Consider the following 18,845-nt stretch of genomic DNA (forward strand, 5'->3'; position numbering starts at 1 on the left):
ATGAAGCGTCATAGGTTTAAGGTTGTTGCGCTTGTATGTTGTGTAGTTTGAGTTGCTAAAATTTTTGACTTTATTTAGATTTTTTGGAAGTATGTTCAAATTATTACGCAAAACATCTTTCATAAATATCTTCAATTCTCTTCGTTTCTTCATCTGTAAGCGCTGCGAATTCTTTGTCCTTGGCTCGGTGTGAGAGTTTTCCGTTATTTTGATTCAGGAATCGGAAGAGTAAATCTGCAAGGCGGGTAGGCATGTCTACGACTTGGTTTAGTTCGCGTTGAAAGTGGTCATGGTTCTGCAAGAAGCGCGCTTCCTCCGGTAAGTCGTGTTCAACCGTACGTTTTACACAGGCGTAGAGGAATTCTGCGTGGGCGGTGGCGTCAAAGAATCGGTAGAAGTCGGCTGTTTCGTTCGTCACGGTCAGGTTGCCATGCGCTGTAGGTTGCCAGTCAATCTTGCCAAGAAGGCGGGAGGAGTAGTCCTCCAGCACCTGTCTGTAAGTATCGATCCGCTCCAAAATAACCGAAGATACCGGGAAGACAACGCCGGGTGGGTTGAAGCCGCGTTGTGCCAGTGCGTGGTGGATCAGGTAGCGGTGCAACCTTCCGTTGCCATCCTCAAATGGATGCACATAAACGAAACCGAAGGCGAGAACAGCAGCGGCGAGAACCGGGTCCAGATGCTTGGCGTAGTCCTGTGCAAAGTCGATCATACCTTTCATCAGGCTTCTCAAGTCATCCGGCTTGGCGCTGATATGGTCTGGCACTGGCATGCGGGTCTCGCGGTCATGCATACCAACGAAGCCACCTTCCTCTCGTAAGCCCATATGTACGAAACGATCATCACCAATTACAACGCGCTGGAGGCGGAGAAACTCCTCAATACTCAGTGGTGTTTTTCCGGCGTCAGCAATGGCGCGGCCCCAACGCTGGATACGGTCATGGGCAGGGCGCTCGCCTTCAATGGCAAAGCTGGATTTGCTGTCCTTCAGAAGCAGGAAGGCTGCAGTGCGGGCGAGCAGATCTTTAGGGACGGATGCCGCCGCATCCATAGCTTTTTCTTGCAGCTTAGCCTGCTGGAAGCTCTCTAAATCTTTATTGCGAAAGATGAGAGGGCAAAATTGCGGTGTGCCGGGCAGGTTGTTGCGTACGCGGTGACGTGGAGAAGGTACTGTGCTGCCGCCAAATTGCTTTGTTGTATCAAGCGCATCCACATATGCGCCAGTTTCAACATCTGGCAAGTCCAGCAGCTCACCCAAAAGCCATTCATAGAGAAACCAGATGCGTCTTGTATAACGGCCCGTCGGGCGAGATCTTACCAACTCCTCAACAGGCTCAGGCCCGCATGCGAGGAACAGGCGCTTCAATACTGCGAGGTCCAACCCTTCGTTTTTCAAGGCAAAAGTGAGGTGACCCAGTAATGTTGGTTCTGGTGCGTGACGAGGTGTGAAGATCCGCCAGCCGTCCTGCTCTATGATCTTGTGGCGATCGCCAATGGCGCATAGAGTGTCCGGGATCGGCACTCTCAATTCGTATGCATCAATAAGTGCTGAATAGCCCGCCGGAGTTGCGGGCACAGGAAGCCAGCTTTCGTGAAAAACTGTTACAGCCTGTGAAAAAGGCTTATTCATGCACTATCTCCGTGAAAAACTATCACGAAATATAGCGCAATAAGTAAGTTCTGTGAATACCTGTCATTTTTTAGCCTGAGCCCTGAAAAACCGACAGAGCTCATGAAAAAGCGTTATTTTAGGCCAGCTGTGCCATCAAACTTGCGCTCTAAACCAGACCAGCAATCCACATAATCGTCCTGTAGCGGAGCTTCTTTGCCTGCAAACTCAGTGAGTTGCTGCGGAAAGCGAGTTTCAAACATAAAACTCATGGTGTCTTTCAGCTTCACGGGGTCCCAGCTGTTGTGAGAGGCTTGCTCAAAAGCTTCGTGATCCGGGCCATGGGGTAGCATGCAATTGTGAAGGCTGATGCCTCCGGGCACAAAGCCATGTGGTTTAGCATCGTATTGCCCGTAAATATTGCCCATCAGCTCTGACATGATGTTCTTGTGGTACCAGGGCGGGCGAAAGGTGTCTTCCTGAGGCAGCCAGCGAGGTGGGAAAATCACGAAGTCGATGTTGGCCGTGCCTTCTTCTGCTGTGGGAGCTGTAAGGACGGTGAAGATTGATGGATCCGGGTGGTCAAAACTGATGGCACCTAAAGGAGCGAAGTGGCGTAAGTCATATTTATAGGGGGCGTAGTTGCCGTGCCATGCGACCACGTCCAGCGGTGAATGATCAATAGTCGTTCGGTGGAACTCGCCGCACCACTTTATAGTTACATGACATGGGCGTTCAATGTCTTCAAACTGCGCGACTGGTGTCTTGAAATCTCTTGGGTTTGCAAGGCAGTTAGCGCCGATTGGCCCACGGTTGGGCAGGGTAAACTTGGCACCATAATTCTCGCAGATGAAGCCTCTGGCTTGGCCGTCAGGCAAGCTCACTTTAAACACCATACCACGTGGCAAAATACAGATTTCAAGCGGTTCAAGATCAATCACGCCAAATTCGGTTGCGATCTTTAATCGCCCGATCTGCGGCACAACCAGCAGTTCTCCATCGGCGCTGTAGAAGTACTCGTCCTCCATGTCTGTATTGGCGAGATACACATGCGCGGCCATGCCCATTTGCAGGCCCACGTCTCCGGCTGTCGTCATGGTGCGGATACCATCAATGAAGGTGAGGTTTTGGTCCTCAGGGAAGGGCGTTGGATCCCAACGGTATTGACCGAGTGAGACCACATCTGGAATTTTGTTAGGCGCGGTCATCCAGTAAGGATGATTGACTTTCTGCAAACGGCCCAAGTGCTTAACCGATGGGCGAATGCGGTAAAGCCAGGATCGTTCGAGCGTTGCATGAGGGGCGGTAAAGGGCGAACCGGAGAGCTGCTCAGCATATAATCCGTATTCAACGCGCTGCGGAGAATTGCGTCCCTGAGGCAGTGCGCCTTTTAAAGCCTCGGTCTCAAAATCATTTCCGAACCCAACCATATATCCTGGCTGGGTTCCGTAGCGACTGTCATGGGTGGCTGCTGTGTTTTGATCTGTCGGATTTTCCATGTTTCACTCCAAAACGTCACCAACGAGTTTTAAAGAGGGCTGCGCCGTAATATCTCTGGGCCTGGGTTGGGTGGAGGCATCAGACCATAGAACCGGATCGGCGCAATCAACGCGATCTGAGGGAGGTAATTCATCTCCTGAAAACTACGTGACGATAATGGCAGGGCCATGAGCCTTTACTGATTTACCTGCTAACAATCCTGACCCTTTAAACTGCGGCACCCATGATCCGTGGATTGGCTAAATCCTCAGTGGCAGTAGGGTGATAGCCAGCAACCGGGCAGCTTGTCTGATGGAGCTGACAGCAGGATGTCATTCACCTCGTAAGGGGCAGGTGTGCCTTTTATCGCCTGCTTTTATGCAAAGGGTGTGGCTCCTGCAGCTGGATCGGCTTCGGCTTTTTGGAGATCAGGGTTTCCCGGTTGTTTCAGATAAAGGAGGCGATGCTTCCGTTTAGGTCCGTTTTCAGGTTGAGTTGGGCGCGTAAAAACGTTGGTGAGTGGGGGCTTGCCATCGTGGTTGTCAGCCTGAAGACGGGCCTTCCACCTCTCAAAGCTTTCAGGCAGTAGCAGAACACTTTGCCAAGGTAAATTGCCGTGACTCATGTGAAAATAGCGATGTTTCAGGCCTGTCTATATTCAATCTCCTTTTCATCATTACTGAGCTGATCGTCAGCCCAAAAGGCTGCAATCGGAGCATCTTATTTTAGGTGCGGATGGTATTTGTCCAGTAAAATAAAAAGTTGAAACCTTTCTAATTAAAGCTAGGTTAAGTTGCTAATTTCATCAAAAATACGAGTCAGATTCTAGGGCTAATTAGCCGAAAAGTACATTTATCCAACATTTATGCATGAGAAATTTTGATCACCACAAATGGCAATAACGTCTTATAAAATTTGCTAATTCGACGTAGCTAGTATTAATCCTTCATCAAAAATACGTAAATTTTTCTAGACATCTCTCATGAAATCTAACTAAGTTGACAACGTTTCATATTTGGGAGCTTGTTATGAAAATATTGAATTCGGCATCCGCCCTTGCGATTGCCGCCATGACATTTGCGGGGGGGACCGCATTTGCAGCTGAAAAAGAGCTGGTGATCTTCAACTGGTTGGGTGGTTCAGAGCGTGATCTGATCATCGCACTCGAAGAGGGTTTCACAGCTAAATATCCGGATTATGAGATCAAGGACATCAACCCGGCAGCAGGTGGGGATGATCCGCGGTCTGGCATTCGTTCAGCGATGTTGTCTGGAGAAGAGTTTGATCTGCTGCTCAACACATGGCCTTCCTTTGAGAAGGAACTGGTTGCCGCCAACCTGATCAGCCCAATTGATGCTGCATGGGAGCAGTACGGCTGGTCATCTGCGTTGAATGACAGTTGGCGTAATCTGGCGAAGCATGACGGCAAAACCTATGGCGCTTACTTCATCGCGGGCAACCGTTCAGGCGTCTGGTACCGTCCAGATACGCTGGCAAAAGCTGGTATCGCGGGTGAACCTACTCAGTGGAAAGACTTCCTGAGTTCCTTCAGTGCCCTGAAAGAAATCGGCATGTTGCCTGTTTCCATCGGTGCGAGAAGCTGGGCGCAGACCGAATGGTTTGAAAACGCTCTTCTGCGCACGGCTGGCCCTGCATTTGCGAAAGAGCTGTCTGAACACAAGGTGGCCTGGACCGATGACCGGGTGAAGGAAACCTTCCGCAATCTGCGTGACATGCTGGAAGCTGACTGCTGTGCTGAGCCGGGAGCGATGCTTAGCTCTCACTGGACGGATGCTGCGGATGCCGTGTTGAAAAATAAAAAAGCAGGCTTCATGCTGATTGGCTCCTGGGCAAACCAGCGCGCCAAGAATGAGTATGGGCTGACGCCGATCAAAGACTACTCATACATGCAGTTCCCGGTGATCAAGCCGGAATACGGCAATGCAATGAGTGTTGATGGCAAGAACTTCCTTGTGATGAAGCAAGCGAAGAACCCGGAAGGGGCAGAACTGTTTATCGACTTCGTTCTGAGCAAGGAAGGTTCTGCAATTATCGCGGCGCAGAACCTTGCAACCCCGAGTGCAAATGTGGATCCCTCGTCCTATGATCCGATTGTGCGCAAATACGCTCAGATTTTGCCGCTCGTCGATGTTTTCTTTGTTCTTGATGACCTTTTGCCAGCTGAGTTGAGCGGTGAATTCCGTATTAGCTTGCAAAAGTTCCTTCGCGACCCAAGCGATGCGAGCATTGATAGTGTCACAGCAGCACTCGAAGCAAAAGCGAGTGAGCTTTATCAATGAGTGTACAACATGGGTCTATCTTAACCTCCCAGACCCAGGCGGGGCCCTTTGCGGGCCTCGCCACCCGGCTCTTCGGAGGTAACCTGCGCCGCGCTGACTGGATTGCATTTGCTCTGTTAGCGCCGACATTGATCTTCTTCAGCATCGGCGTGCTCTATCCGTTATTCGAGACGATCCGTGTGAGTTTTCTGGACTGGACCGGGTTGAGCCAGCCGAAACCTGCGGGTTTTTCTAACTATACCAAGCTGTTCAGTGATGCGAACTTTTGGAATGCCTTGCGTGTGACACTCACCTGGACGTTGGCGTGTACGGGCATCTCCGTTGCTATTGGCTGGAGTGTTGCGTTGATTTCCGGTCTGGCTCCCAAGCAGACCGCGCCGTTCCGTGTGGCAATCTTCGCAGCCTATGGCATTTCAGAGACTGCTAGTGGCTTGATGTGGCTGGGTATTTTGCAGCCGGATTTTGGTCTCCTCAACGGCATTCTGCGCCTTGTTGGGCTGGAAGGCTGGGCCTCGCCATGGCTGGGTGAACCATCTACCGCAATCTGGGGCGTTGTTGCTGCCTATGTCTGGACGCAAGCTGGACTGCCATTGCTCACCTGCTACGCGGCTATTCAGGCGATCCCGAAAAGCCAGCTTGAAGCGGCTCATATGGATGGTGCCTCTCACTTCCAGATCCTGCGGTACATCATGGCGCCTCTTAGCCTTCCCGGTGTGCGCATTGCGATTTTCATCAACTTGCTCAACAGCCTCAAAGCGTTTGATATGATCCATATTTTGACTGCTGGAGGTCCGATTAGAGCAACGGAAACAGTGGGTTACTTCATGTATCAGGAGTCTGTCATCTACTTTAAGCAGGGCTATGGCGCTGCAAGTACGGTGGTGCTTCTGCTCGCGGTTATCGTCTGTTCCATCCCACTTATTCTGGACAAGGCATCGGAGAGCAAATGATCACTCAAACTCCCAAATGGCCTGTGTATGTGCTGGGGTCCGTGGCGCTTGTCTGGATCATTCCGCTGGTTGGCATCATCGCCATGTCCATTCGCCCCGAAGGGGAAATCACCAGCGGATGGTGGACGATCGAGCCGTTTACGTTCACGCTGGATGCCTGGCGTGAAGTTTGGGTCAACTACCCGATTGGCCGTGCGTTTCTCAACTCTCTGGCTGTTGCCAGCTTTGCAACCGTCCTTCCAGTTCTGTTTGCACCAGCTGCGGCCTATGCATTTCACTACCTCAAGTTCCCGTTTCGCCGGATCTTGCTGCTCATCCTTGTGAACGCATTTGTTGTTCCAAATCAGGTGGTTATCATCCCACTCTTCAAGCTGTGGCGAGAGACTGGGCTCATTGATACCTACTGGTCTGTGGTCATTCCGTTCGTTGGGCTGTCGTTTGCCTGGGCTGTTTTGCTGGTCAAAAACTTCCTCTCCAACTTCCCGCGGTCGCTGATTGATGCGGCGCAGGTGGATGGGTGCGGGCATTTGCGGACCTACTTTTTTATCGTGTTACCAAACACGATTACGGCGATGGCAGCAGTTGGCATTCTGCAGTTTATGTGGACGTGGAACTCGCTTCTGCTACCGATGTTGTTCCTGCGGGAAAATGCAACGCTGCCGGTGATGCTCTCCACGATCTCTGGCGCCTATGAACCCAACTGGGATCAGCGCGCTGTTGCGACCATTATTACCTCCATCCTTCCACTCGCTATCTTCTTGTTCTTCCAGAAGTATTTCTCCGCTGACGGCAAAAATAACAGTGGTTCCAAGGGCTAAATCATGTGCCATAAAAAAGAAGTAAAAGACTTCCGATACCGCCAGATTCATCTGGATTTTCATAGTTCCGAACATATTCCGGGGATTGGGTCCAAGTTTGATCCGGCGCAGTTTGTTGAAACACTGAAGCATGGCGAGGTGGACTCCGTCACGCTGTTCGCCCGCTGTCATCACGGCTGGAGTTATTACCCCACCAATGTGGGCAAGCCGCATCCGGAACTGCAAAACCCGGACCTGTTGGGGGATATGATCACAGCCTGTCATGCTGCCGACATTGCGACCCCGATTTACCTGACAGTTCAATGGGATGAGCTGACAGCGCGTGAGCACCCGGAATGGCGTGTGATGCAGTCGCAAAACACAGCTGCCAATTATCCGGGCACAGAGCCGTCCGCGATGAACCAACTTACGCCCACCTGGCACACCATCTGTCTGAACCATGAAGGTGCAATCCAGCGACAGATCGACATCGCTCTGGAAGTTTGCGCTCGTTATAATCCGCCTGCGTTGTTTATGGACATCCTCGCCTCCTGGGAATGTACCTGTAACGCCTGCCTTTCCTCAATGAAATCAGAGGGTTTGGACCCGCTGAAGGCGGATGATCGCAAGAGCAACGATAAACGCGTTCTTTTGCGGTTTTTTGAAAGGTTTTCGCAAGCGGTCAACGGCGAGTTCCCGGATACACGAATTTTCTTCAACTCTGGCCACATCTACAAAGGGCAGGATGAGCGCTACCAATATTACGGTCATCTGGAGCTGGAGAGCCTGCCGACCGGTGGCTGGGGTTATGACCATTTTCCCGTCTCAGCACGGTACGCTGATACATTGAACCTGCCGTTCCTTGGTATGACGGGACGGTTTCATACGCACTGGGGTGAGTTCGGCGGTTTCAAGCGCGCTGATGCATTGTCCTATGAGTGCTGTCTGATGGTGTCTCTGGGTGCGCGCTGTTCTATCGGCGACCAGTTACACCCGAACGGGCATATGGACTTTGCCACCTACGATCTGATCCGCCCGGCTTATTCCCGCGTCAAAGCGCTGGAACCGTATGCCAGCAACGCGACCTATCAGCGCGAAGTGGCGATCCTTTCTGTCGAGGCGCAGGTCTCCCAGCTTGGCAGCCATCTTGGGCACCGCAGCGAGCCGAGCGATTCCGCCTCTGCCCGTATGTTGCTGGAAATGCAGATCCCGTTTGATCTCATCTCCTCGTCCAGCAGCTTTGATGAGTACAAGCTGATTATTTTACCGGACAGCATTCGCCTGAGTGATGATCTTGCGGCTCGCCTGAAAGCGTTTGCGGACGCGGGTGGTGCCATTCTGGCGACTGGCGAGTCCGGCCTTGATGTTGAGGGCAAGCGATACCTCCTCGACATCGGAGCAGAACTGTCTGACACACCAATGGAGTACGACCCGAGCTATCTGTCCTGTCGGGGAAAGCTGGACGAGGATCTGGTCGATGCTTCTGTTGTTATGTACGAGAAGGGGGCACTCTTACGCGCAACAGATGGTGATGTGCTGGCTGATGTTCGTCCATCCTATTTCAACCGCACATGGGACAAGTTCTGCTCACACCTTCACACGCCGGAAGATCCGGACGCAGAGCCAATCGGTCCGGCGATCATGCAAAAGGGCAATGTGGCATATGTGGCATACCCGCTGTTCCGCCTTTATGGCGCAACGGGTCAGACGCTTTACAAGTATCTGGTGCGCGGGCTCATCAACCGTCTTATGCCAAGTCAACTGATTGGCACCGAGTTGCCATCGGCGACCCGCATGTCTTTGATGAAACAGGCAGATGAGCAACGGCAGGTGCTGCACGTGCTTTATGCGCCAACCCAACTGCGTGGCAGTGGTGTGCCGTATAATGATGGTCAGACCCGTGCGGTTGAGATCATCGAGGATGCGCCGGAGTTGAAAGAAGCCAAGGCGTGGGTGCGAATGGACGAGGAGCCTGCCGATGTAACCTGCGCTTATTCGGGTAAAACACTGCCATGGCAGTATGACAGCCTCGACAAAAAGCTGCACATCGTCTTTCCTAGCCTTCATATCCATGGGGCCGCCGTCATCTCACAGGCAGATGACGCAGTGGCTGCGGAATAAAGGGCAGTGCAGTGAAAAAACCAACCATCCTCGATGTAGCAGATTCCGCAGGCGTCGCTGTCGGCACAGTCTCGCGTTATCTGAACGATCAACGCATCAGGAAGGACAACCGGACCCGGATCGAACAAGCGATTGCCGATCTGGGATACCGGGCCAATACACTTGCCCGCGCCATGAAAACAGAGCGCACCAACACAGTCGGGTATCTGGTTCCCAAGTTTGACGAGTTCAACTCGGGGATTTTGACCCAACTGGTGCGTTCTCTGCGTGCTCGTGGGTATTCCATTGTAACCTTTCACCATTCCGATGAAGCGGATGCCATCAACGAGGCGCTGGAATCAGCGTCCTCGCGGCGCATCGATGCCATCATCTTGTCCGGCACCCACGAGGTGACGGAGAAGGTGCAGGAGCTGTTGAGCGGAGAACAACCGGTCATCATCTTCAACAACGATGTGCCGGGCGTGGAAACGGATAAGGTGCTGGTGAATGATGAGGCAGCTGCGCAAGACGCAGTGAGCCGCATGATTGACTTTGGCCACACCCGCATTGGTGTGGTGACAGGGGACCTGAATGGAAGCACAGGGCAAAACCGGTTGCAGGGCTACAGAAAAGCCCATGAGCAAGCTGGCCTGAGTGTTGATGAGGAGTTGGTTTACGTTGGCAATTGGGGCCAGCTGGATGGATACACTGCCATGGACAGGTTCCTTGGTATGGAAAATCCACCAAGTGCTGTGTTCTTCTCCAATTACCTGATGACCATTGGTGGTTTGGATTGCTTGTCCAGCAACGGCAAACAGGTGGGCAAAGATATTGATCTTGTCACCTTTGATGACCCGGACATGTTCCGATTGATCCCTCCGGGCATCACTGCCATTGAACAGCCCATTGAGCAGATTGCCCGTCATCTGACGGAAATCGTGTTGAGCCGGCTGGATGGAACAGCACCTGACCACCCCCGCAATATTCGCGTCAATTGCGCGCTCAAGCTGCGCGGCTCCTTAGGAGTTGCTCGGAAAGCCTCCGGAAAAACCCATGAAGATAGTTAGCTACAACATTCAATACGGTACCGGTATCGACGGTAAAGTCGATCTGGCAAGAATTGCAGGAGAACTTGAAGGGGCCGACATTATCGGCCTGCAGGAAGTTGACCGCTTCTGGAAACGAAATGGCAATGTGGATCAGGCTGCTGAACTGGCAGATCTGCTGGGTGGATATCGCTGGGTCTACGGTCCGGGGCTTGATATGGACGCCTCGTTTCACGATGAAAACGGCAAGCTGGTCAACCGTCGCCGTCAGCATGGGGAAATGATCCTTTCTAAATACCCGATCATTTCTACCCGCACCTATCCTCTGCCCAAGATGGGCTCCATCACCCGTCACGCCATTCAGGCCGCTCTTCTGGAGGCCGTCATCGACGCACCGGGTGGGCCACTGCGTGTTTACAACACCCACCTGTTTTACTGGTCGCCGGACTTTGCACTGGTACAGGCGAAGTTTGTGAGAGATCGCATCAGGATAGCTCCATCAGAGGGCGGGGCATGGTGTGGTGGGCCGGGTATCGACGCCCATTGGCTCAATGACGAACCTCAGCCAACCATGCCAACCGACTGCATTTTGCTGGGTGACATGAACAACGGGCCGGGCACGCCTGTCTATGAGGTGTTCACTGGTCCGCCATCAGAAGAAGGTGGCCGTGTGCAAACGCTCGATGGTTTTGTCGACCCGTGGGTATGGCTGGGCAATGAAGAGACAAGCGGCAAGACCGCTCACTTTGATACCCGCCGCATTGACCACCTGTTTGTGAGCGCCTCTCTGCGGCATCGCATTACGGGCATGCGGGTTGATGAAGAGGCGAAGGGCTCTGACCATCTGCCGGTCTGGCTGGAACTGAAAGACGCCTGAGGGGGAAAGTATGGCACAAGTTACTCTGAAGAATCTCGAGAAGTCTTATGGTCCAACCAAGGTCATTCATGGCATTGATCTGGAGATCAAAGACAAGGAATTTGTTGTTTTCGTTGGCCCGTCCGGCTGCGGAAAATCCACGACACTGCGGATGATCGCGGGCCTTGAAACGATTTCTGGCGGGGAGTTGGTGATTGGTGATCGTGTGGTAAATGACATGCCACCGCGCCAGCGCAACATCTCCATGGTGTTTCAGGACTATGCGCTTTACCCGCATATGACTGTTGCCAAAAACCTTGGGTTCTCGCTCAAGATTGCAGGCGTATCACCAAGTGAGATCGAAACGCGTGTGGCAGATGCGGCGGCTATTTTGGGGCTGGAACCCTACCTGAAGCGCAAACCGGGGCAGCTTTCTGGTGGTCAGCGCCAGCGTGTTGCCATGGGCCGTGCGATTGTTCGCCATCCGGATGTGTATCTCTTTGATGAGCCGCTCTCCAATCTGGATGCCAAGCTGCGCACCCAGATGCGCATTGAGATCAAGAAACTGCACCAGCGCGTGGGCAACACCATCATCTACGTCACCCACGATCAGGTGGAAGCCATGACATTGGCGGACCGCATCGTGATCATGCGTGATGGCATCATTGAACAAGTGGGCAGCCCGCGCGAGGTCTTTGAAAAGCCGAACAACACCTTTGTGGCGACCTTCATTGGTTCTCCGCCGATGAACCTGATCGACGCGCATGTCGCCAGCAGCAATGGTAACCCTGTGCTGAAACTGGGCGATGGCAGCGAGCTGAGCGCTCCGGCGCGCCTGCGTAACACATTGGAAGCAGGCAAAGCAGTGAAGCTGGGTGTGCGGCCAGAGGATATATCGCCAGAAGGCAATGCGTTGCCAACAGCGGGCGAAATCGCGCAATTGCAGCTGCCTGTGTTGCTTTCAGAAGATCTGGGCTCAGAGGCAACTTTGTTTACGGAGCTGGCAGGCTCTCCGGTTCAGTCCATCATGTATAATCCGCGCACAGTGCATGCTGGGGAAACGCTGAGCTTCAACATGGCGCTTGATAAATGCCATGTGTTTGATGGTGAAAGCCTGCGCAATCTGGCCGCTTAAGAACTTTTGGGGCGTCTCCCGAGGACTTGATACCTCCTCGAGAGACGCGCTTGATCGATCAGATTGACGTAAACAAAGAAAAGCCCTGAGCGGATGTGCTCAGGGCTTTTGCTGTTATCGCGTACTCCCGAAAAGTGGCTCCGGTTTTCAGGAGTACGTTTGCTTTTTTAGCCTATAGGGAGGCTGGCTTACGCCATTTCTTCCATTTCAAAACCCGGAACCAGCTCAAGCGGCATATCCTGATAACAAACTGGACGCAGGAAGCGGCGGATCGCCATGGTGCCAACTGAAGTTGCGCCGAAGTTTGTGGAGGCTGGGTAAGGTCCACCGTGAACCATGGCATCGCACACTTCCACGCCAGTCGGGAACCCATTGGCCAGCACACGGCCTGCCTTGCGCTCCAGCAATGGCATCAGCTTGCGGGCTTCTGCATGGTCTGCTGCATCAATGTGGATGGTGCAGGTCAGCTGACCTTCAATGGTGCGCGCCACATCCTGCATTTGCTCGATGCTCTTCAGCTTGACGACGATACCGAGCGGACCGAACACTTCTTCCTGCAACTCTTTGTTTGCAAGCCAGTTTTCAGCGTCTGTCACGAACATATACGGCTTGGCTCCGCGCGTAGCGCAGGCGGTGCCCACCAGCTCCTCAACACCCGCTTCACCTGCAATCTTCTCTGCACCAGTGCGGTAAACAGCTGCGATGCCATCGGTCAGCATTGGCTGCTCGCCGGTATCGCCCAGAGCTTCCTGAGCTTTTGCGATGAAGGCATCTGCCTGAGCCCCTTCCACCAGCAGAACCACGCCCGGATTGGTGCAGAACTGGCCAGCGCCCATGCACAGGGAGCCAGCCCAACCCGCCGCAATCGCGTCGCTGCGGTTGGCCAGCGCGTTCGGGAAGATGAAGTTTGGATTGATGGAGCCCAGCTCGCCGAAGAACGGGATCGGCTCAGGGCGGGAAGCACACAGATCAAACAGCGCACGGCCACCGCCAAGGGAACCAGTGAAGCCAACAGCTTTGATGAGTGGATGCTGCACCAGCGCCGTACCAACCTCACGACTGCCGCCTTGCACCAGTGAGAACACGCCTGGATGCATGCCGCAGGATTTGATCGCTGCATCAATGGCTTGTGCCACGATCTCAGCAGTACCCGGATGAGCTTCATGCCCCTTCACAACCACCGGACACCCAGCAGCCAGCGCAGAGGCGGTGTCGCCGCCTGCGGTGGAGAACGCGAGCGGGAAGTTGGAGGCGCCGAACACGGCAATCGGACCAACCGGACGCTGGCTCAAACGCAAGTCAGGACGCGGCAGAGGTGCGCGGTCTGGCATGGCTTCATCGTGAGTGAGGTCCAGATACTCGCCCTTCTCAATATGGTCGGCGAACAGACGCAGCTGGCCAACAGTCCGGCCACGCTCACCGTTGAGGCGCATTTCCGGCAGGCCGGTTTCTGCGCAGCCAACTTCCGTGATTTCTGCACCGCGCGCGTCAATCTCGTCCGCGACCGAGCGCAGGAATTTGGCGCGTTCTGCGCGGGTGGTCCAGCCGAAGGTCATGAAGGCGTCTTCGGCGGCCTTTACGGCGCGATCAACCAGTTCGCCAGTGCCGCATGCATAGCTTTTAGCAGGGCCCGAGAACGGGGATGACTGGAATTTCTGGGCGTTATCGACCCATTCTCCGGCAATGAGATGGCAACCTGTTAGCATCGTTTCCTCGGCACATGAAGTTATCTGGCAGGCGCTACAATCTTGTTGTGCAGCCCACAGCCTAAATTTGACGGTGATATATCACTATCTGCTATCAGGTTCAAGCCAATAACTTCATATTGTGCAAAGGTCTTTTCTATCGCAACTCCGTAAGGGCCTCATCTTCCACGCGAATTCGCAGGGCAAGAAGAGCGCCGTTAAAGCCTGAGAACAGGAAGGCGATTGGAAACAGGCCGAGGACCATAGGGGCGGTGAAAATCTCCAGAGCCACCAGCAAGTAGTTGGGATGACGCACAAACGCAAACGGTCCCTTCGTCACCAGCGGGGTTTTGGCCACAATAATGCGGGTGGTCCAGCGGCGACCCATGCTCAGCAATATCCAGAGGCGGAACACCTGCAGCACCACAAAGACCAGCAACCACGGCATGGAGACTGGTTTGTCGTAGCCCAGCACAACGAGTGCGATGATCCACGCCACATGCACGCTGACGATCAGTGGATAATGCGAGGCGCCAACCTCATAGGCTCCATCAGCCAGCAAGCGTCTTGTGTTGCTGCGGGCAATGACGAGCTCAGACAGACGCTGAATGACGATGAATGCCAGAAAGATTACGGCAGGCAAGGACGCCTCAGGCATTGATCACCCCCTCTGGTCTTTGGAAACCGGTGGTCTCCCAGCGCCCACTTGCCTCATTGGCAACAACGGACACTGGCTGGAAAGAAGCTGTGAAGCCAGGGCCAAGTGCGCATAAGACCATGTTACCTTGTGGGGAGCGCTCCAGAACCCGTTCCAGCACAAACAGGGCGGTCGGGGCGGACATGTTGCCGAATTCCTGTAGGATTTCACGCTCTACATCCAGTGTGTTGGCAGGTAGATCCAGCGCACCTTCCAGCGCCTGAACCACTTTCGCGCCGCCCGGATGGCAGACGAAACGATCAACACCATCCATGTCCATAGTGAGTGCATTCAGGCTGCGTTCGGTGACATCACGAAAATGCTCGGTTGCGAAATCGGGAATAGACCGGTCAAATACAACGCCAAGGCCATGCTCTTCCACATTCCAACCCATAATGTTGAGTGTGTCCGGCCACATCTCCTGATGACCCGTGCCCAGTACAAACAACTGTTTTGAACTCTCGGGCTTGCTGGTGGAAAGGCAGGCAGCAGCTGCACCGTCGCCAAACAGAACCGTGGCGATGATATCCGCCTTCGTGAGCCGGTCACTGCGGAAGGAAAGCGTGCAGCCCTCCAACGCGACCACGAGCACGTTGCTGCCCGGTTTCGCCTGGGCCAGTTGCTGCGCGATGGAAATGCCGGAAACCCCGCCTGCACAACCAAGACCAAACACGGGCACACGCAGGATGTCAGTGCGAAAGCCCATCTGTTTCCAGGCCTGAGCTTCCAGCGTTGGTGTTGCAATGCCGGTTGAGGACACTGTCACCACGCAGTCGATTTCATCTGCGCGCAGACCTGCTTTAATCAGCGCTTTGCGGGCGGCAACAATAAACAGATCCGTTGCACCGCGCATGTAGGTTTCATTTCGGGTTTTCCAGTCTTGCGGTTCCAGAAACCACTCCAACGGGGCGAAGGAATAACGTCTCTTCACGCCAGCAGACAGGAAGGTGCCAGCCATGCGCTCAAACTGTGAGAACTTTGGCCCGAGGATCCGGCGGGCGTAGTCCAACACCAGCGTCTGGGGCAATTCATAGGGCGGCACCGCTGTCGCAAGGCCGGTCAGGTAAACGGGCATCGGCTCTCCAACCCTGCTTTCATTGTTGCCAGATAATGCATCATCAACTTTATAGGCCTTGACCAAGCCGCTGAAAATCCGGCGTTTTTTGGGGTTGTTTTGGTGGGGTGAGATTGAGTGCTATGGAATGTCAGAGGGAAGCGGTTTGGGCCTCCCGTTCATTTGCGGTTTTCATACGATAAATTGTGAAAGCAAGCAGGGTGGCGTTGGTGATATCGTTCAGCGATCCGCCCCAGGAGCCAACGATCAGGGCGTTGACCATCCATGTAAGAGCACAGATGAGCATGGCGAAGCGCATCTGGATTCCACTCAGGCAAAACAGCGCAAAACCGCTCATGAGAGAGGCGGACCACGGTAACAGGTCGATGAGCCCTTCATACACCATCACACTCATTATGGTTTGGATGACGGCAAAGATGCCAAACCATGTGTAGCCCTTAAAACGCAGAGAAACGAAGGATCGAACACCATTGATGCCGAGGTTTGCGCCTGCAACATAAGCGCCCATCAGCACATAATGGATGCAGAACAGGGAGCAGCTGACAAAAAGCAGGCTGCGAAACAGTTGATCATGTCTGGTGGAAAAGCCAACTATGTTGACGGCATAGGCCGCCAGCCCAAAACCCTGTATGACGAGTGGATCCATCTTCCGTTTTCTTTCTTATTGGAAGAGGAGTGTAGGCGTAGTTAGCGCTCAGATCGTCTGTAATTGCGCGGGTCAGAGATACTACGGGCTGGATAAGTCCAATCTCAGAGCGTCAGAGCAAAGCGGTGCAACGTCAATGGGTTGCCGTTAAGCTGCACGGTTTTGGTGCCCGTTTTGTCCCAGCGGAAGCCACAGGCCAATAGCACGTTGGAGGAGGCAGGGTTGTTGTCTGCTGCAAAGGCCTCCAGATGCTTCATCGCGCCATCAGCCCGCATTTGCTCCACAACGGTAAGAACAGCGGCTTTGGCATAGCCTTTGCCCAGATGGTCTTCGCCAACTCTGTAGCCCAGCTCAACAGTGTCCAGAGGCTCTTTGTCCAATCTGCGCAGGTTGATGCGGCCCACCAGCTCGCTGCTGCCAGAGCGGACCAGGTAAAACCTGTCAGGATCAGCCATCAGGTCTTTGATAACCTGTCGGAGCGACACTTCCTCAAAGTGCTCAGGCCCGCGAGCGGGCACCCATTTTTCAAAGAAAGTGCTGTTGCTGCTTTCAAACTCCAGGACTTCGAGCGCATCGGCCTCACAGATTTCATGAAGGGAAACGGGTGGGGTGGCAAGCTGTGTAGGTGTATTCATAAAACATGCACTTTTGAAAATGACCCCTGAACATTAACGGGTAATCTCAAAAGAGAAAACCCCTCACGCGGGTAGGCGCAAGGGGTTCTCATTTGTAAGCTTCAGCAGCGTCTAAAGATCTTCGCGAGAAAGTGCGTGGTCCGGAATGCTGGCGCAATCCATTTTCACCATGCCCTGACCATCTAGATAAACCCAGTTGCGGTTGACGCTGGTTGCCAGATACTTCTCATCATCTGCGTGCACCAGTTCATCCTGCTTGAACTTCGGCAGGATCCACGCCTTCATCAGCACCCAGTAGAGCGCAAAGGCGGAGAAGAAGCCGACGAAGTAGGAGAGGTCGATCACGTAGATCGCCAATGCACCACCCACAGCCCAGGCAATCAGACCAGCTGGGTTGCAGCCCGCGATGTACTTGAACTGGCCGTCTTCCTCATAAAGCTCTGGCACATTGAGGCGGCGTTTGCGAATCACAAAGTAATCGCAGATCATGATGCCACCCAGCGCTGCCAGCATGGCGCCGTAAAGGCCAAGGTATGTGAAGAGGTGATCAAGGATCAGCCAAGGCATCGCCAGCGTGCCCACGATGGCCGCCAGAACCAGACCCATGGCGTAAGTGATCCATGGAGCGCCAGCGTTCACGAAGGTCAGTGCTGCCGGGATGAGGTTGGCGCTTGTGTTGGTGGACCACTGCGCCAGCACCACCATGACCAGCAGAACCACCAGCGTGATGCCAGTGCCCTGACCTTGAATAACGGTGATCGGGTTCCAGTCACCAGCTGCGATGAAGGACACTGCGCCGATCAGCGCGATCCAGCTCTGTACGACTGGCAGGGCGACGAACTGCGCCAGAAACACGTTCTTGTTGCGCTTGAAGAAGCTCTTGGTGCCAGCTTCAACATGCAGGAAGCGCGTGATGTTTGGAATGTCCACCGCCAGCGAGGACCAGAAGGCCATGTTGGCAACGAAGAGGGCAACGATGGAGATTTCTGCATCACCAGCAAAGGACCAGATGTCTTTTCCGCTTGCTGTGGCAAGGTTATCAAGCGTGAAGTACATCCAAACAGAGATTGCCATGATGGCTGGCGCGGCGATTTTCGCAAGACGCTCAACAGCGCGAATGCCCATGGCGGTGTTGGCCACCTGCAGCACGGCAAACCCGATGTACCAGACCACCCAGTTATCGAACCCAGTGAGGTAAGAGAAGATGCCGTTTAGCGCCAGCGCACCGAGGTAGGTTTGAATGCCGAACCAGATGGCCGCGACTACACCACGTGTGATGGAGGGAATGTGCGTGCCCACAGTGCCAAACGGGGCGCGGAGGTAAACTGCAAAGGAAATGCCGTGCTCGGTGCCGATGTCGGCGGTCATAGCCATGACGATGCCAAGCAGCAGGTTGGCGAAGAAGATTGTTGCAATAACGATTGGGAGAGGGAGACCCGCCACACCGCCAGCACCCAGCTGGAAGGTTGCGATGATCACCGCCATCGAGATCCAAAGTCCAATGTAACCACGGTTGGAGATGGCACGTTGATTAAGCCAGACGGGAAGGATGGCTGGCTCCATGAGGCGGGATTGGCCGCGTGAAGTCTCATCCATAACTTGGGTTTGTGCCATGTTCTAGATCCTGATGTATATTAACTTATTTGAGACAGTAAACCTTAGCAGGGCGCAAGTATGCGCGTGCAAAAGCAGCGCTCACAGCAAGAAGTAGAAATAACACTACCGTTTGCCGGTAGTTGCACTACATGCACTGCGAGGCTGAATACAGCCTGATGAGATTGTTCTGCTAAAGTCGGCTAACTAACCTGAAAATATGTATTGCGCAAGTAGGTCAG

15 protein-coding genes are annotated in these 18,845 nt (G+C 53.8%); 7 read left to right on the forward strand and 8 right to left on the reverse strand.

Going from position 1 to position 18,845, the window contains the following annotated elements:
- Positions 1-103 precede the first annotated feature (103 nt).
- Positions 104-1,630, reverse strand: a complete 1,527-nt coding sequence (locus PsAD5_RS20975) for a Fic family protein (RefSeq protein WP_063293520.1) — start codon at positions 1,628-1,630, stop codon at positions 104-106.
- 113 nt (positions 1,631-1,743) lie between these two features.
- Positions 1,744-3,108, reverse strand: a complete 1,365-nt coding sequence (hmgA, locus tag PsAD5_RS20980) for a homogentisate 1,2-dioxygenase (protein ID WP_063293521.1) — start codon at positions 3,106-3,108, stop codon at positions 1,744-1,746.
- A 1,008-nt stretch (positions 3,109-4,116) separates the two neighbouring features.
- Here hmgA and PsAD5_RS20990 point away from each other — a divergent pair.
- The 7 genes from PsAD5_RS20990 to PsAD5_RS21020 are packed head-to-tail and all read left to right on the forward strand — an operon-like array spanning position 4,117 to position 12,272.
- Positions 4,117-5,388 (forward strand): ABC transporter substrate-binding protein, encoded by a 1,272-nt coding sequence (locus tag PsAD5_RS20990; protein WP_063293523.1) that lies wholly within the window; start codon positions 4,117-4,119, stop codon positions 5,386-5,388.
- A complete protein-coding gene (locus tag PsAD5_RS20995) occupies positions 5,385-6,338 on the forward strand; it encodes a carbohydrate ABC transporter permease (RefSeq protein WP_063293524.1) in 954 nt (317 codons plus the stop codon). The genes PsAD5_RS20990 and PsAD5_RS20995 overlap by 4 nt, the downstream gene beginning before the upstream one ends.
- Complete coding sequence (locus PsAD5_RS21000; protein ID WP_063293525.1) at positions 6,335-7,156, forward strand: carbohydrate ABC transporter permease; 822 nt, start codon at positions 6,335-6,337, stop codon at positions 7,154-7,156. Before PsAD5_RS20995 ends, PsAD5_RS21000 begins: the two co-directional genes overlap by 4 nt.
- Before the next feature lie 3 nt (positions 7,157-7,159).
- Positions 7,160-9,256 carry an alpha-amylase family protein gene (locus PsAD5_RS21005; protein ID WP_063293526.1) on the forward strand — a complete coding sequence of 699 codons (2,097 nt, stop codon included), beginning with the start codon at positions 7,160-7,162 and terminating at the stop codon, positions 9,254-9,256.
- A gap of 11 nt (positions 9,257-9,267) precedes the next feature.
- Complete coding sequence (locus PsAD5_RS21010) at positions 9,268-10,302, forward strand: LacI family DNA-binding transcriptional regulator (protein ID WP_063293527.1); 1,035 nt, start codon at positions 9,268-9,270, stop codon at positions 10,300-10,302.
- Positions 10,289-11,158 (forward strand): endonuclease/exonuclease/phosphatase family protein, encoded by an 870-nt coding sequence (locus PsAD5_RS21015; RefSeq protein WP_063293528.1) that lies wholly within the window; start codon positions 10,289-10,291, stop codon positions 11,156-11,158. The genes PsAD5_RS21010 and PsAD5_RS21015 overlap by 14 nt, the downstream gene beginning before the upstream one ends.
- A gap of 10 nt (positions 11,159-11,168) precedes the next feature.
- Entirely contained in the window at positions 11,169-12,272 is a 1,104-nt protein-coding gene (locus tag PsAD5_RS21020) for an ABC transporter ATP-binding protein (protein WP_063293529.1), read from the forward strand.
- A gap of 188 nt (positions 12,273-12,460) precedes the next feature.
- On the opposite strand, the gene PsAD5_RS21025 is transcribed toward PsAD5_RS21020, so the two are convergent.
- From PsAD5_RS21025 to PsAD5_RS21050, 6 genes are all read right to left on the reverse strand, one after another.
- Positions 12,461-13,978, reverse strand: a complete 1,518-nt coding sequence (locus PsAD5_RS21025) for an aldehyde dehydrogenase (NADP(+)) (protein ID WP_063293530.1) — start codon at positions 13,976-13,978, stop codon at positions 12,461-12,463.
- Positions 13,979-14,114: 136 nt separating this feature from the next.
- Entirely contained in the window at positions 14,115-14,615 is a 501-nt protein-coding gene (locus PsAD5_RS21030; protein ID WP_057461081.1) for an isoprenylcysteine carboxyl methyltransferase family protein, read from the reverse strand.
- Positions 14,608-15,729 carry a type III polyketide synthase gene (locus PsAD5_RS21035; protein WP_084406024.1) on the reverse strand — a complete coding sequence of 374 codons (1,122 nt, stop codon included), beginning with the start codon at positions 15,727-15,729 and terminating at the stop codon, positions 14,608-14,610. Before PsAD5_RS21035 ends, PsAD5_RS21030 begins: the two co-directional genes overlap by 8 nt.
- Before the next feature lie 130 nt (positions 15,730-15,859).
- Entirely contained in the window at positions 15,860-16,375 is a 516-nt protein-coding gene (locus PsAD5_RS21040) for a YgjV family protein (protein ID WP_063293532.1), read from the reverse strand.
- 104 nt (positions 16,376-16,479) lie between these two features.
- Positions 16,480-17,010 carry a GNAT family N-acetyltransferase gene (locus PsAD5_RS21045; RefSeq protein ID WP_063293533.1) on the reverse strand — a complete coding sequence of 177 codons (531 nt, stop codon included), beginning with the start codon at positions 17,008-17,010 and terminating at the stop codon, positions 16,480-16,482.
- 111 nt (positions 17,011-17,121) lie between these two features.
- Entirely contained in the window at positions 17,122-18,624 is a 1,503-nt protein-coding gene (locus PsAD5_RS21050) for an NCS1 family transporter (protein WP_082831028.1), read from the reverse strand.
- Positions 18,625-18,845: the final 221 nt, after the last annotated feature.

This window comes from Pseudovibrio sp. Ad5 (assembly GCF_001623095.1).
GTDB lineage: Bacteria > Pseudomonadota > Alphaproteobacteria > Rhizobiales > Stappiaceae > Pseudovibrio.

Bases quoted from the DNA above. Each gene is read 5' to 3' on its own strand.
- PsAD5_RS20975 (WP_063293520.1), bottom strand. From the start codon at position 1,630: ATGAATAAGCCTTTTTCACAGGCTGTAACAGTTTTTCACGAAAGCTGG.
- hmgA (WP_063293521.1), bottom strand. From the start codon at position 3,108: ATGGAAAATCCGACAGATCAAAACACAGCAGCCACCCATGACAGTCGC.
- PsAD5_RS20990 (WP_063293523.1), top strand. From the start codon at position 4,117: ATGAAAATATTGAATTCGGCATCCGCCCTTGCGATTGCCGCCATGACA.
- PsAD5_RS20995 (WP_063293524.1), top strand. From the start codon at position 5,385: ATGAGTGTACAACATGGGTCTATCTTAACCTCCCAGACCCAGGCGGGG.
- PsAD5_RS21000 (WP_063293525.1), top strand. From the start codon at position 6,335: ATGATCACTCAAACTCCCAAATGGCCTGTGTATGTGCTGGGGTCCGTG.
- PsAD5_RS21005 (WP_063293526.1), top strand. From the start codon at position 7,160: ATGTGCCATAAAAAAGAAGTAAAAGACTTCCGATACCGCCAGATTCAT.
- PsAD5_RS21015 (WP_063293528.1), top strand. From the start codon at position 10,289: ATGAAGATAGTTAGCTACAACATTCAATACGGTACCGGTATCGACGGT.
- PsAD5_RS21020 (WP_063293529.1), top strand. From the start codon at position 11,169: ATGGCACAAGTTACTCTGAAGAATCTCGAGAAGTCTTATGGTCCAACC.
- PsAD5_RS21025 (WP_063293530.1), bottom strand. From the start codon at position 13,978: ATGCTAACAGGTTGCCATCTCATTGCCGGAGAATGGGTCGATAACGCC.
- PsAD5_RS21030 (WP_057461081.1), bottom strand. From the start codon at position 14,615: ATGCCTGAGGCGTCCTTGCCTGCCGTAATCTTTCTGGCATTCATCGTC.
- PsAD5_RS21035 (WP_084406024.1), bottom strand. From the start codon at position 15,729: ATGCCCGTTTACCTGACCGGCCTTGCGACAGCGGTGCCGCCCTATGAA.
- PsAD5_RS21040 (WP_063293532.1), bottom strand. From the start codon at position 16,375: ATGGATCCACTCGTCATACAGGGTTTTGGGCTGGCGGCCTATGCCGTC.
- PsAD5_RS21045 (WP_063293533.1), bottom strand. From the start codon at position 17,010: ATGAATACACCTACACAGCTTGCCACCCCACCCGTTTCCCTTCATGAA.
- PsAD5_RS21050 (WP_082831028.1), bottom strand. From the start codon at position 18,624: ATGGCACAAACCCAAGTTATGGATGAGACTTCACGCGGCCAATCCCGC.